At 71.5% G+C, this 14884-nt stretch carries 9 protein-coding genes; 6 read left to right on the forward strand and 3 right to left on the reverse strand.

The features are described 5' to 3' along the window. Window positions 1–46: 46 nt before the first annotated feature. On the reverse strand, window positions 47–1240 hold the full coding sequence (locus JNO44_RS14755) for an acyltransferase family protein (protein ID WP_240167542.1): 1194 nt from the start codon (window positions 1238–1240) through the stop codon (window positions 47–49). Window positions 1241–1986: 746 nt separating this feature from the next. On the opposite strand from JNO44_RS14755, the gene JNO44_RS14760 reads away from it, so the two are divergent. Further along, window positions 1987–2709 carry a DUF4328 domain-containing protein gene (locus JNO44_RS14760; RefSeq protein WP_205364538.1) on the forward strand — a complete coding sequence of 241 codons (723 nt, stop codon included), beginning with the start codon at window positions 1987–1989 and terminating at the stop codon, window positions 2707–2709. A 393-nt stretch (window positions 2710–3102) separates the two neighbouring features. On the opposite strand, the gene JNO44_RS43425 is transcribed toward JNO44_RS14760, so the two are convergent. After that, window positions 3103–3687, reverse strand: a complete 585-nt coding sequence (locus JNO44_RS43425) for a hypothetical protein (RefSeq protein ID WP_240167543.1) — start codon at window positions 3685–3687, stop codon at window positions 3103–3105. 293 nt (window positions 3688–3980) lie between these two features. Between JNO44_RS43425 and JNO44_RS14770 the strand changes: the two genes are divergently transcribed. The 4 genes from JNO44_RS14770 (at window position 3981) to JNO44_RS14785 (ending at window position 11405) form a co-directional block, all read left to right on the forward strand. After that, window positions 3981–5996, forward strand: a complete 2016-nt coding sequence (locus JNO44_RS14770) for a DUF8189 domain-containing protein (RefSeq protein ID WP_205364540.1) — start codon at window positions 3981–3983, stop codon at window positions 5994–5996. 429 nt (window positions 5997–6425) lie between these two features. After that, window positions 6426–7430, forward strand: coding sequence for a hypothetical protein (locus JNO44_RS14775; RefSeq protein ID WP_205364541.1), 1005 nt, complete (start codon window positions 6426–6428; stop codon window positions 7428–7430). Further along, window positions 7427–10288, forward strand: coding sequence for a stealth conserved region 3 domain-containing protein (locus tag JNO44_RS14780; RefSeq protein WP_205364542.1), 2862 nt, complete (start codon window positions 7427–7429; stop codon window positions 10286–10288). Before JNO44_RS14775 ends, JNO44_RS14780 begins: the two co-directional genes overlap by 4 nt. Before the next feature lie 67 nt (window positions 10289–10355). Beyond that, window positions 10356–11405, forward strand: coding sequence for an LCP family protein (locus JNO44_RS14785; RefSeq protein ID WP_205364543.1), 1050 nt, complete (start codon window positions 10356–10358; stop codon window positions 11403–11405). Window positions 11406–11794: 389 nt separating this feature from the next. Here the strand turns inward: JNO44_RS14785 and JNO44_RS14790 are convergent, their stop codons facing one another. After that, a complete protein-coding gene (locus JNO44_RS14790; protein ID WP_205364544.1) occupies window positions 11795–12952 on the reverse strand; it encodes a PLL family lectin in 1158 nt (385 codons plus the stop codon). A gap of 508 nt (window positions 12953–13460) precedes the next feature. Between JNO44_RS14790 and JNO44_RS14795 the strand changes: the two genes are divergently transcribed. Next, entirely contained in the window at window positions 13461–14453 is a 993-nt protein-coding gene (locus tag JNO44_RS14795; protein ID WP_205364545.1) for an FG-GAP repeat domain-containing protein, read from the forward strand. The last annotated feature ends 431 nt before the right edge of the window (window positions 14454–14884 follow it).

Genomic DNA, 14884 nt, shown 5'->3' on the forward strand with positions numbered 1-14884 from the left:
CCGTCCGTCCGCCGGCCCGCCGGCCCGTCGGCCCGTCGGACAGGCCCTAGGCCGAGTCGGCCGCCCGGGCGTGCTCCGGTGTCCGCTCGTCCTGCGCGGCGTGCGCCACAGCGGGCGGCGGCGGGGGCGGGGGCGGGGTGGTGGCAGGCCGGGCGTGCCGGCGGCGCGGTGCGACGTTCCGACGGACGTCGTCGATGCCGCGACGCATCGTGGTACGCAGCCACTTGCCGAGGGGGCGTTCGACGAAGCGGTGGATGAGCCAGGCGGCCACCAGCATGAGTGCGACCACCGAGGCCACCAGGACCGGCGCGGGAATCCTGTTCCGGTAGTGGTGGATGAGGGTCATGCCGATGTTCATGTGGATGACGTAGAGCGGGTAGGTGAGGGCTCCCGCGGTGGTGAGCCACTTCCACTGGATGCGGTCGAAGGCGCCGAGCGCGATCGCGCCGACGACGGCGAAGGCCGCGGTGATCAGGAAGCGGGCGGGCCAGGTGGGCAGGGCGTCCACGGCGGCCTTGCCGAGGTTGGTGGCCAGGCGGTAGTCGATATAGCGCTGGGCGAGCAGCAGTTGCAGGATCACGATCGCCCACAGGATCGCGTTCGGCCGGAAGCGCCGCATCAAATAGAAGGCGATACCGGCTATGAAGAACGGCGCGTACTGCGGCATCGCGAACGCGGTGAGCAGCGGCGTGTTCATGACCGGGGCGAGCGCGGCGGCCGCGGTCCATACGCCGCACAGGATCAGGCAGTTGCGGTAGGTGACACCGAACAGCACCACCACGACCATGATCAGGTAGAACTTCAGCTCCACGAAGAGCGTCCAGTACACCGGATCGACATTCGGCGTGTTGTTGCCGCCCTGCAGCATGGTCAGATTGGTGATCACCGTGTCCCAGCCACGGAGAGAAGCGACCTCCGGCCACATCTTCACCACCAGGACGGTGAGCAGAATCCCGACCCAGTAGGCGGGGAACAGCCTGGTCAGACGGGAGACGGCGAATTCGCCCACCGTGCGGCCCCACACGCTCATGCAAATGACGAAGCCGCTGATCAGGAAGAAGACCTCCACGCCCAACCACCCGTACTGGGCCAGCCGGTGGGCGGTCGGAAAGATCGTGTCCGTGCCGTGGCCCCATGGTCGGGCCAGGGCGACGTAGTGGTAGAAGACCACCATCAGCGCGGCAAGCAACCGCAGCCCGTCCAGTACGGCAAGCCTGTTCCCTATGCGGCGCTCGGCCATTGTGTATCCCCCGTAGCGCCCAGGTCAGGGCGCCCCATGGTCGAAGAAGCTCACCACTTCCGGTCAACCGGTGAGCGAGTTGTCCACTTTTCATGCTTTCACAGACCGCAGGACAGCCAACACCTGTTCCATGTGGCAAAAACCACAGCACGAATACTGAACGCACACGCGCGTTCCGGACTCCACCCCCCTTTCCCTCACGCCTTAACCGGATCAGCACCCACCGCACAGCCCGGACGACCACCCAACTCCAGCCGGACGACCATCGGTTCACATTCTCGGAGCAAACGGATCGTCGACCGAAATCAACGGATTTCCGCTCTCGCGAGGGCGACCGAATCCCCGCCTCACACCCCCAGAGGCAGGAATAGGGACATCTCCTCGGACGCCCACATCCATTCCCATTCCCATTCCCGTCTCCATTCCCGCCTCCATTCCCGTCTCCATTCCCGTTTCCACCCCCATTCCCGTTCTCACACCCACACCCTCGCTCACGCCCATGAACTCCCCGACGGGAGGCGGGGGCGGACGCCGTGCAGTTGCCGCCAGGGCCCTGGAGGGCGGGGCGGGGCAACCTCTCCCCATCCAGGGGTGATTGAGGCATGGCAGGCACCGCGATGACATCTGCCCCTTTTTGAATGGACAAGATCAATTACGGCACGTAGGTTCCTTATGCGTAGGGGCCGCCTCGGGGGCGGCCCCCACGCACAGCAACGCAACGAACCAGAATCCACGGGGGATTTCGCATGTCCCACCTGCCCGGCGCGCCATCACCGTCGTCATCGCCACCGCCGCCCGGCTGGTCCGCCCCACCCGCCCCGCAGGCCGTACTCCGCTCGCCCGTCAGGCTCTCCCAGGCCGTGATGATCCTGCTCGGCCTCGTCATCGTGACCGATGTGTTCGCGGTGTGGCAGGGCAACCACTGGTACCAGCTGGCCGGCAGACTCATGCAGGACTTCGGCTCCGTCACCTCACGGGAGGTCGCGGCAGCGGACACGCTGTACCGAGCTTCCGGGATCATGCAGGACGCGGCGTCCCTCGCGACCGCCGTGCTCTTCGTCGTCTGGTTCCACCGGACCCGCGTCAACGCCGAGGTCTTCGCCCCCGACGGCCATGAGAAGAAGCGCGGTTGGACGATTTGGGGCTGGATCGTGCCGGTGGTCAACCTGTGGTTTCCCCGACGGATAGCCCTCGACATCTGGGACGCCAGCGCCGACCGGAGCTCCCGGTCCACGGCCCTGCTCAACTGGTGGTGGGCGCTGTGGATCGCGAATCTGCTCTTCGGACGCGTTGCAGGTCGGCGCTACGCGAGGGCCGAGGGCCTGGAGGAGATCAGGGGCGCGGTCGCCGGGCTCATGGCGAGCGACCTCGTCGACATCGCGGCGGCCGTTCTCGCCGTGTTCTTCGTGCTGCGCCTCACCCGCATGCAGCACGAGAAGGCACTGCGGGGGCCGGGGCCGGCTGCCTGACCCACCCTGTGCGCACGACCGGGAAGTCCTCACGTGATCACCTTCGAAAGCCTCTTCGTCGCAGCGCACCTGGCCCTCGCGCCGGCCGCGCTCCTGCTGACGGTGAAAGCGGTGCACCTGCTGGCGGCCCACCGCCTCTGGTTCTCCCGCAACCGGCTCCGAAACGGTGTGGAACTGGTGGCACTCGCGACGGGTGCGGCGCGCTGCGCGTATGTGCCGGGGCTGTGGATCGGATTCGGCACGGACGGCTCCACCGCTCCCCGCCTGCGGGCCCTCGGCTCCCCCAGGGGTCGCCCTCGGCGTCGCCCGGGTCGCGTACCGCCTGATCCTGCGCAGGCGTCACACGACACTTCACGTCGGCTCGTAACGGAGGCGGGCGGTGCGCGCGGGCCGCTAATGCCCTCCCCTGGGGGGCTTGCAGTCGGTGCCGTCGGGGTAACCGGCGAAGGCGTTCGCCTCGATGAAGTGGGGGTTGACCTTGCCCTCGATACACAGCGCGGATCCGTCGACGAGGAATCCGACGCCGGGATCAACGGCGTAGGACTCCACCTTTGCGGCGGGGTAGCCGAGAGCGGTGAGTGCGCGGCGGGTGCTGTCCGCGCTGATGTCGTTGTGCGTGCGCAGGGGTTCGAGCGCGTTCTTGATGCGCTCGACGGCGGCGATTCCGTCGCAGCGGCGCTGGCCGTGGAGGGGCAGCGGGTCCCGAAAGCCGTGGTTTTCGGCGTAGTGGTCGGAAGGGGGCGTGGCGGGTCCCGACGTGCCTGCGGTGTGCGCCGGAGCCGTGCTGGGGCTTTCGCCGGGACAGGGGAAGTCCACCGGCGCGCTCGGCCTGCTCGGCTCGGCCGCCGCGGCGCGCGAAGGGGCGCCGGCGGCGATGTCGTGTCCGGGCCGCTCGGTTCCGCATCCCGCGGTGAGCAGGGACAGCGCCGCTATCGACAGGAGGCCGATCCGCGCTCCGGTATTCCTGGTCATGGCCATGCGGCCATCGTGTCCTGCATTGCGGATGCCGGTCATGAGTAGTTCTACTCATGCATTCTGTCCGCGTTTGTGGCAGGTGGCGCACTCGCCGCCCCCGGGTCCGCGCACCGGCGCGCCGGGCACCTCGGCGACGAGCGACGGACGCGAACCCCCATATATCCGAATTCACCTTCGGAGGGCGTTCTGTATGATTTGCGATTCGCCAGCAACCGCTCGACCGAAGGGCGCGGCCCGCGCCCCGTGCGCCGTCGTGCCGCGGGCCGTCGGGCTCGTACCTCCAGGACTTCCACTCCATGTCTTCGCACCCGCACGCGCACCCCGACCACCGGCCCCCGCTGCGGGCGGCGCACCTGAGCATCCTCGCCCACCCCGACGACGACCTGTACTTCATGAACCCGGAGGTCCTGCAGGCGATCCGCTCCGGGGCGCCCACGACCAGCGTCTATCTCACCAACGGCGAGTCCGACGGGCGCAATCCGCGCCCATGGGAGCCGCGCGACCAGGTGCCGGCCGACCGCGAGGCGTACGCCAGGGCGCGGCAGAACGGCCTGCTGGGCGCGTACGCCGCGATGGCGCTGGCCGACCGCGCCGCGCGGTGGACGCGCACCACGCTGCGCGGGCCGCACGGGACGGTGCTGGAGACGTGCCGGCTGGAGCGCGCCCCGCACATCACGCTGGTCTTCCTCAACCTCCGCCAGTACGCGCCCGAGGACCCCCAGGTGCGACTGCGCACGCTGTGGACGGGGCAGGCCCCGTCCGTGCGCACCCTCGTGCCGACGGGCGGCGCGGTCGAGGCGGAGTGCGTCTACGACCGGGAGGCGCTCATCGACGTGCTGGCCGGGCTGCTGGAGCACTTCCGCCCCACGGCCGTCCGCATCATGGATCCCGACCCCGACCACCAGGAGCACAACGCGCAGTTCCCGCAGCGGCACGACTACGGGGACCACTCCGACCACCAGGACCACACCTACGCCGCGCTGTTCTCGCTGGAGGCGATCGAGCGCCACCGCTCCTCGGGGGCGGCCCGACCGTTCACCGTCACGTCCTACCGCGGCTACTACAACGAGCGCTGGCCGCACAACCTCGGTGTGTACGCGAGCTCGCGCAAGGAGCACTACCTCAACGTCTACGGCGCCGCCGACGGCTACGACTGCGGCGACCCGGCCGGCAGCGGCGACTACTCGGTCGGGTTCGGCGCGCGGGGCACTGGCTGGGTGCAGAGCACCACGCACCGGTACGCCGGGGGCACCGACTGGCTCCGGCGCGACGCCGCCGGGCGGCTGTCGGCGTTCGGGGTGCTGGGCGGCGAGGCCGTGATGTGGCAGGAGACCGGGCCGGGCACCGGGCAGTGGGGCGGCCCGTGGCGGCTGGGCGGCGGGCCGCTGGCACCCCAGCTGTCCGTGTGCGCCACCCCGGACGGGCGGCTGCACGTCGTCGGCCTGCGGTACGCGGCCCTGGGGGCGGGCGCCGACGCGCACCACCGCCAGCTCGTCCATCTGGCGCAGACCGAGCCCGGCGGCGCGTTCGGGCCGTGGCGGGACCTGGGCAACCCGGCCGACTCCGCGGACCGCGTACGGCAGTTGGGGGCACCGGTGGCGGCGGTGGACGGGCAGGGCCGGCTGCATGTGTTCGCGCGCAACTGGGGCAAGGGCGTCAGCTCCCGGGTGCGGGAACCGGCGGGCGGGTGGAGCGGGTGGATCGATCTGCGCGGCTCGCAGCTCCAGGAGGGGCTGAGCGCGGCGGTCAATCACGACGGGCGGATCGAGCTGTTCGCCCCCGCCCGCGACCGGGTGGCCCACTGGGTCCAGGACGAGGACGGGCCGCTGCTGCGCCTGACGCCGCGCTTCAAGCTGTCCACGCCCGCGGGGGCGACGAGCAGCGCGGTACAGGCCAACGGGCGGATGATCACGGTCTACCGCAAGCCCGAGCGCGCGGTGACGCTCGTCGGACGGCAGGGCGACCCGGGCGGCGGCTGGCCGCACGGTCCGCAGAGCCGGGGCGGGCGCGGCGGTTACGGCCCGGTCGCGGCCACCGCCCTGACGACCGGTGGAATGGAGGACTGTGCGCTGCTCGCCACCCGCAACGACTTCGGCGGGGTCAGCTGCGCGGTCCTCACCCCCGACGGGGCGAACTGGGCCGACCTCGACCTGGACGGCATCGCGGGCGGCCTGATCGGGGCACCGTCGGTGAGCACGGACTCGCTGGGGCGGGGCATGGTCGGCGCGATCGGCGCCGATGCCCATCTGTACCTCGCCCGCCAGACCACCCTGGCGGCACCGGTGTTCTCGCCATGGCTGAGGGTCGGCTGAAGGTCGGCTGAGGCAGCGGACGGGGCCGGCGCGCCCCGCCCTTCCGCCTCCGTCCGCCCCCTTATGACCCTTCTGCCCCCCTCATCACCGATGACAGGGTCACTCCGGCTTGATGCACCTGATCCTCATTCGTTACCTACACGGGCGTCCGATTTGCCTGTATTGAGAATTAGGCGCCAATAAGGGCCTTGTTAGGGTTTCACGAGTTTACGCAGAACAGAAGACTTCTTGACCGATGGATGACGTGTTGGATGCATTAGAGGCATTGATCGACAACTGATCGCTCGTTCGCCGTCCACCCCGCTCCACGCCGGCGCGGCCCCGCGCCGCGCCCCTTGCCATGGCGGTGTCGCCGTCGCCGCGCGCCGCCGAGTCGCCGGCTCCACCCGACTGTTCATCCGCCCCCACACCCACGACGAATACGGCCCATTGAGTTCCAAGTCCCGTGCCACGGCTGCCGTCAAGCACCTCAGAAAGCCGTCGGCGCTGCCGCGCGCGGCCCGGCGCAAGTTGATCGCCGCGCTCGCACCGGCGCGCGCCCGCCTGATCGCGAAGGTGTGCTACCCGGTGCGCTCCCGCTGGTCCGCCGCGGTGCGGTACGCGGCCGTGCTCGACGGCCACACGCTCAGCCTGCACGCCGTGCTGCCGCCCGGTGTACGCGAGGGCGCCGAGGGCCGCGCGGCCCAACTGACGGTGTCCCGAAGGGGGAAGCGCCACCGGGTACCGGTGCGGGTCTACCGCGACCGCGACAGCCGCCTGGCCATGGACGCGACGGTGCTGCTGGGCTCCGACCTCGACGGCGTACCGGTGCGGCCGGGGCGCTGGCGGCTCACGCTGGTGCTGCGCGGGCCGCGCGGGCGCAGGCGCATCCCCCTCGCGTTCGCCGTGCCGGCGACCCCGTACGGCGGGCCCACCCGCCCCATGACGACCTGCCCGAGGACGGGCATGCGGCACCGCGCGGGCCGCACCGTCACCGGGCGGCTGCGGCTGGTGTGCGCGGCGCCCGCCGCACAGGCCGAGGTCGCCCGTACCGAACTGCGCTACACCGGTGCGGACGTGGAGTTCCGGGTGCTGGGCACCCGACGGTCGCGCTGGGAGGTGGAGTTCGTCTCGGGCGGCCGCAGCCTGACCCGGCGCGCCGCCCACCTCGGGGACGGGCTGCTGCGCGTCGGCCTGCCCGTCGAGGAGATGTTCCCGCGCCGGCCCAGGGAGAACTGGACGCTCTACGCCCGGCCCGTCAAGGGCGGGCCGCGCGTCGCGCTCGGCCGCCGCCTGCACGACGTCCGCAACCCGCTGCGGGTCTTCGCCATCCGGCACATCGTGATGGCGGTCGGCGAGGGCCGGATCATGCGCGTACAGCCGCGCTACACGACCGCCGGCACGCTGCGCTTCACCTGCGAGCAGATGCCCGAGATGCACGAGGTACGACGGTGAAGATCACCTTTCTTCTGACATCGGCCGACACCATCGGCGGGACCGAACGGGCCATCCTCAACCAGGCGGGCGCGCTGGCCGGCCGGCACGACGTGCGCGTGCTGAGCGTCTTCAAGACCTCCGCCGAGCGGTTCTTCGACGCCGACCCGCGGGTGCGCATCGAGCACCTCGTCGACACCAGCGGCGCCGCCCCGCGGGTGCTGCGGCCCTCGCAGCTGTCCGACGAGGCATGCGCCGCGCTGGCCGCCCAGCCGAGCCAACTCGTCGACCACAGTTGGGAGGCCGCCTTCAACCGGCTCACCGACTTCGAGCTCCAGCACGCGCTGCGCCACACCGACACCGACATCCTGGTCTCCACCACCCCGGCGCTGATGGCGCTGGCCGTCCAGCTCGCACCGCCCCACGTCGTCACCGTCCACCAGGAGCACCGCGTCTCCGAACTGCGCGGCAGCTCCGGCGAACCGCTGATGCGGTTCTCCTCCCAGCTGGACGCGCTGGTGCTGCTCACCCACCGGACCAAGGACTGGTTCGCCGAGGTGCTGGGCCAGTGGGCACCGCGGCTGGACGTCATCCCCAACGCGCTGCCCTCCGGCTACCGCCCCCAGTCCAGCCGCGAATCGCGCACCGTCGTGCTCGCCGGCCGGCTCGTCGCCGAGAAGCAGATCGACCACGCGCTCCAGGCATGGGCCGTCGTCGCGCGCCGGCAGCCGCTCTGGACGCTGCGGATCTTCGGCGACGGCCCCTGCAGCGGGTTGCTGCGCCGCCAGATCGACCAGCTCGGGCTGCACGACTGCGTCCAGCTCAACGGCAACTCCCCCCATCTGGCCGAGGAGTGGGCCAAGGCCGGGATCGCCCTGCTGACCTCCCGCAACGAGGCGTACCCGCTGGTGCTCGGCGAGGCGCAGGCCGCCGCCGTGCCCGTGGTGTCCTACGACTGCCCCAACGGCCCGCGGGAGATCATCGCCGACGGCGAGACCGGTCTGCTGGTGCCGCCGGGCGACATCGACGGCCTGGCCGCCGCGCTGCTGCGGCTGATCGAGGACGCGCCGCTGCGGCACGCGATGGGCCGGGCCGCCGCCGTCGCCGTCCACCGGATCTCCGAACCGGCCGTCACCGAGCGCTGGGAGGCGCTCTTCCGCGAACTGCTGGCCGCCCGCCGCGGCCCGGGCGCCGCGGCCAAGACCGACCGGCAGGCGCTCCAGGCGGCCACGGCCGGGGCGGGCGGGATGCCGCAGAGCGCGCCGGTCACCCCCACCGGCGTCGCACCGCGCGAACAGCGTGCACACCAGGAGCGGGTGGCCCGACGGCATCCCGGACTCGTCGCCAGCGGAGGCCAGTTGGCGCAGCTGACCGACACCGCGACACCGTTCGACGTCATGCAGGCCAACCTCGACCTGGTCGTGGGCGCCCTGGAGGCCGCGGGCATCGCCCATCTGCTCGTACGGGACAACGCACTGCGCCACACCGTGGCCGTGCACGCCTCCCACCGCGAGGCGGTGCTCACCGCGCTCGCCGCGCACCACCGCGACGCCGCGGTCTACGTGGCGGCGCTCAACGCCCGGCAGGCCGTCCAGAGCACCGCGCTGGCGGGCCTGGCCGAGCGGGCCGTCGGCCCCCAGCACCCGCTGGTGCGCGTCTACCGGCCGGTCACCACGCCCTCGCAGACCCTGCGCTACGGCGCGGTGTACGGCTGCGACATCGCCTTCTGGGAGGACGACCCCGAGGACCCCGAGGTCTTCCGCTCCCCGACCCGTACCCGGATCGGGGACACCGTGCCGCGCGACGCCCTGGTGCGGGCCCGGACCACGGTGGCGGGCCGCAGCTACAGCACCATCGAGCCCTACACCCGCACCCTCACCGACGACATCGGCTTCCCCATCGACGCGGTCTACACCTGGGTGGACGGCAACGACCCCGGCTGGCTGGCGCGCAAGAACGCGGTGCTGACCGCGCGCGGGCTGGCCCCCGCGGCGGCCGCCACCGACTCCGCGCGCTTCCGCAACCGCGACGAGCTGCGCTACTCGCTGCGCTCCCTCGACATGTTCGCGCCCTGGATCCGCACCATCTACATCGTGACGGACCGCCAGGTGCCGCCGTGGCTCGACCTCACCCACCCGCGGGTGCGCATCGTGGACCACAGCGAGATCTTCGGCGAGGACGGTGCGCTCCCGACGTTCAACTCGCACGCGATCGAGAGCCAGCTGCACCGCATCCCGGGCCTGTCGGAGCACTTCCTCTACTTCAACGACGACGTGTTCCTGGGCCGGGCGCTCCAGCCCCACCTGTTCTTCCACGGCAACGGCGTCGCCAAGCACTTCCTGTCGCCCACGCCCGTCCCCATGACCCCGGTCTCCGCCGACGACGACTTCAACATCAGCGCGGCCAAGAACAACCGCGCCCTGCTGGAGCAGGGCTTCGGGCGCACCCTCACCCACGCCTTCCTGCACGCCCCGCACCCGCTGCGGCGCAGCGTCCTGGCGGACGTGGCGGCGTACTACCCCCAGGCATGGGCCCGGACCGCGGCGAACCAGCTGCGCAGCCACACCGACATCTCCGTCGCCTCCTCGCTGCACCACTACCTCGGCTACCACACCGGGCGCAGCGTGCCCGGCAGCGTCAACTGCGGCTTCGTCAACGTCGGTCTGCGCGAGCACCACACCCGGCTCAACCGGCTGCTCATCAGCCGCCCGCACGACGTGTTCTGCCTGAACGACTACCACGACGGGGACGTCCCCGCCGACGAACAGAGCGCCATCCTGGCGGCGTTCCTGCCCAGCTACTTCCCCATCGCGAGCCAGTTCGAGCGGGGCAGCGCCCGCAACACCCGCCTCGGCAACGCCTACGGCCGCGCCGCCTGACGGCCCGCCGACCCTCCTGAGCACGGGACACCAGCCACCTCGCCGCACCCCTAAGGACACCGACCGCATGACCAAGCACACCCGCCGCAAGCCCCGCACCCGCGGCGCACGGATACGCCGGATACTGGGCTGGACCTTCCTGGCCCTCGCGGTCGCCGGCGGCGGTCTGGGCTACTGGGCGTACACGCACCTGAACAACAACCTCAGCACCGTCGACATCAACCAGGCGCTGGGCAAGGACCGCCCCAAGGACGTGGACGACGGCGCGCGCAACATCCTGATCCTCGGATCGGACTCCCGCTCGGGCGCCAACAAGGACCTGGCGGGCGGCGACACCGGCGGCACGGCCCGCTCGGACACCGCGATGGTCGTCCACCTCCCGCAGGGCCGGAAGAAGGCGACCGCGGTGAGCATCCCGCGCGACACCCTCGTCAGCCGCCCCGCGTGCACCACGGCGAGCGGCTCCGCCCTGCCCGCAGCGGACCGCGTGATGTTCAACTCGGTCTACACCAGCGGCGGCCCGGCCTGCGTGGTCAAGACCGTGGAGTCGATGTCCGGCGTGCGCATGGACCACTACGTCGAGCTGGACTTCACGGGCTTCAAGGGCCTGGTGGACGCCCTGGGCGGCGTGCCCGTCACCCTCGACCGGCCGATCCACGACAAGGAGAGCGGCCTGGACCTCTCGGCCGGGACGCACCGGCTGGACGGCACCCGCGCGCTGGCGTTCGTCCGCACCCGGCACGGCATCGGGGACGGCAGCGACCTGGGACGCATCGGCCTCCAGCAGAAGTTCATCCTCGCGCTGCTGTCCGAGATAAAGCGCCAGAACGTCCTCGGCAACCCCGCCAAGCTCTACAACACCGCCAACGCCGCCACCAAGGCGCTCACCACCGACTCCGAACTGGGCTCCCTCACCAAGCTCGCCGACTTCGCCAGGTCCCTCAAGGGCCTGGACACCTCCACGATGGAGACGGTGATGCTCCCGGTCGACTACGACACCACCGACCCCAACCGCGTGGTCGCCGCCGAACCCCAGGCCCGCGACCTGTGGAACGCCCTGCGCGAGGACCGCCCCGTCCCCGCCGGCTCCAAGAAGTCGCCGGCGCACGGGGGTTAGGGTCTGTCCGACCCTGCCCCATCGGACCGCCCCTGGGCGCAGGATCGGTCAGCGGCTCGTAGTGCTCCCATGGGCACCCGGCCGCGTCCAGCGCCCGCAGGACTTCGCCGTACGCGGGAAGCCAGGGAACGCCTCCGCCCGGCCCGGCTCCCGCGTCGGCCATTCCGTCGTCGGCCATTCCGTCGTGGGCCAGTCCGTCCGGACGACGATCGACTCGATCACCTGGCGGTGGGCTTGGCGGGTGACGATCTCGGCGTCCACCCCGTCCAATGCCGTTCGGCGTCCACCCCGCCCAATGCCGTGATGGAGCAACGCCACCCCATCGGACGGGCCCCGGCCGCGGCGGTGGCGCGTCATCACGGCACAGGCGGCACGCACCGGCGCACGCCCTACGCCCGCTGCCACGCCTCCAGCGCCAGGCCCCGTTCCGGACGTTGCCGGGTCACCCGGAGTGCGCCGTCCGCGCCGAGGGCCGCGAGCACCAGGCGGCCGAACGCGTCCACCGCCAGCGCGGGGTGGCCCGCGCACTCCTCGCCCGTCGCCGTCCACCACAGACCTCCCGCCTCGGCGCCGGTCACGCAGGCACCCAGCGTCGGGCGGCCGTCCGCGCCGCGGTAGGCCAGGACCGTGCAGTCATGGCCGTCGACCTCGGCACGGACCGCGGAGAGCGGCCCGCCGCCGGGCGTGCCGCCGAGCGCGAACGTCCCCTCCCCCGGGCGATGGGCGACGAGCCCCCCGGCCTCGGCGTCGCTCCAGTAGTACGTGAGCCGGTCCGGGCCGGTCTCCAGCGCGACCGCGGAGCCGTCGTGCGGCACGGCCGGAACGTCCTCGGCCCGCTCGAACGCGCCGCGCGGCGTGGGCTGGCACCAGCGCAGCACCGAGGTCTCGGCCGGCGCCAGCAGCTCGACCCGTCCTGCGCCCGTGGCGACCGCGGCCATCGCGCCCAGCACCCGCCAGCCGCGGATGTCCTCCCACTGCGCCCACTCCCCCGCGGCACCCTGCCGCAGTGCGAACACGCCTCCCCCGGCGTTGCGGGCGAACACGTGCAGCGCCCCGTCGGCGCCCACGGCGGCCGTGGGGACGCCGAGTTGCGCGGCGAGCTCCGGCTCCTCGTGCGGGTTGTCCACGCGGCGCCAGGCGACGAGCGGGCGTCCGGACTGGAACTGGGTGGCGTGCGCGAGGTCCACCTCCGCGCCGCCCTCGGGACCCGGCCGGCTGCACCGTGCCACCAAGTGCGCGTAGCCGTCGCTCCCTTGGGCGACGGCGAGGTGGTCCGCGCCAGGGAGGGGGAAGACGTCCGGGCCGCTCCATTCAGGGCCGCCGGGACGGACCTCGGTCCAGCGGAGCACGGCGCCGGGGGCCAGGGCGTAGGCGGTGAGCCGGTCGTCCTTGCCCCGCAGCAGCCAGCGCCCGGCGGCAGGCCGAGCCGCGGCGGGGGACGGGCCGGCCGGGCGCGGGACGGGAGCGGGACGGTCGGCGGCGCGCCGCGGGGCGCCGGACGGGGGCACCCGCCTCCGGCCGGACCTGCGCGCGGACCGCAATCCCATCGCTCGCCGCCAACCTTCCGTACTTCCGTGCCCTGGGAGGAAGCACCGGCCACCGCGATACGCACGACATGAACGGCACGAACGACACGAACGTCCGCCTGATCCGCCGAACACGCCCCAGGCACGCCAACGTTCCCTGTAGGCCGCAGACAATACCATTTTGCCTGGTAAGGGGCATTGGGGGCGGATCCGCTCCAGGGGCGGGGTGACCCCGCGGCCGGCCGGTCGCGCCCCGTCCCCCGAGAAGCACATCCCTGCCCCGAAAGCCCTCCATTTCCTGACAATGCCTCGTTCTCACAAGGAAATTGACGGTTCGTTCAGAAACAGCAGCGTCGGCCGCCCTACGGGAATCCAGGGCGTTTCCGCCAAGCGGCGCCGACAGGGCGACCCTCAGCAGACCAGTGACTCAGTCGACATGTGGATTCCTTGCGTAAAGATTGAGTTAATAATGGGTCATCACGCCTTATCAGGCGTGGTGAAACCAATGTCCAAGTAAGTGGAGAAGTACGTGGGTTTCCGTCTCGGCCGTCAGCGTGGCCGCGCACTCACCCAGATCGCCACCGCGGCGCTCACAACGACCCTGCTGGGCGCGGCCGGGGGCACCGCGGTCGCCGACAGCCCCGCGCCCGTTCCGGCGCCCCTGCAGAACGTCCCACCCCAGACGCTCGGACTGACCGTCCCCTGGGCCGCCAAGGGCAAGGCCGCGGACGCCCCGGAGAGCCGCATGGCGGCGCCCGCGCTCTCCACCCCGGGCGCGGTGAGCGCCCCGTCCTTCCACTTCTCGGGCGTGGCCCACAACGGCGACCTCTACCAGCAGTTGCCGAACCGCAGCGGGTTCGAACCCCGCACCCGCGTGGCGCCCGGCTGGGGCATCTTCAAGGCGGCGCAGAACGTCGACCGCGACAAGGACGGTTTCGCCGACGGGCTCTACACCTGGGACACCGAAGGCAACCTGCGCTTCACGGCCCCGAAGAACGAGTTCGAGACCGAGACCAGCCTCGTCGGCGGCGGCTGGAACATCTACGACAAGGTCCTCTCGCCCGGCGACCTCGGCGGCGGCACGGAGCCCGACATCATGGCCGTCGACAAGGCGGGCGTGATGCACGTCTACCTCGCCTACTCCGACGGCCGACTGACCGGGCGCGCCACGATCGGCGGCGGCTGGGACCAGTACACCCAGATAGCCGGCCAGGGCGACGTCACCGGCGACGGCAAGGCCGACATCGTCGCCCGCGATACGTCGGGGATCCTGTGGCTCTACAAGGGCACCGGAAACTGGCGGGCCCCCTTCGAGCCGCGCGAGAAGATCGGCGGCGGCTGGAACATGTACGACCGCCTGCTCTCCACCGGCGACGTGGACGGCGACGGCAACGCCGACCTGCTGGCCCGCACCCCCAGCGGCGACCTGATGCTCTACAAGGGCAACGGCAGGGCCGCGGGCGTGCACGACAAGCCCGTCAAGATCGGCTGGAACTACGACACCTACCGACTGATGTTCTGACGCCGCACCACCCCTCGCCGTGGACGCCGGGGGTCGCGCTCCCTTCGAGGAGTACGGCCCCTCGTCCACCGACCCCTCGTCCACCGGCCCCGGCGCCTCCGGGCCACTCGCGCTGCCGGAGTCGTCGGCGGAGCCGTGGCGACGGCTATCCCCGAACGCCAAGAAATGGTAAGCATCTCCCCATGAGGGACGCCGCCATGAGGCTACATAGGCGACATGTCACCCCACCCTGATCAAGATTTGATAAAGAGTGGAACTTTTTGTGACTGAGCGTCAGTTTGCCCCAGCCCCTGTGGCGACAGGCCGGAAGGGAACTTTCGGGGGGATGGGCGGCCCTTTCGCGTCAACGCGGGGCATTGAATCTCTTGGTCCAGACCTGGTACTTACTTAACCAGACATTTACGGATACCGCCCGCCGTCAACGGGCGGCG

The organism is Streptomyces noursei, from assembly GCF_016917755.1.
Classification (GTDB): domain Bacteria; phylum Actinomycetota; class Actinomycetes; order Streptomycetales; family Streptomycetaceae; genus Streptomyces; species Streptomyces yunnanensis.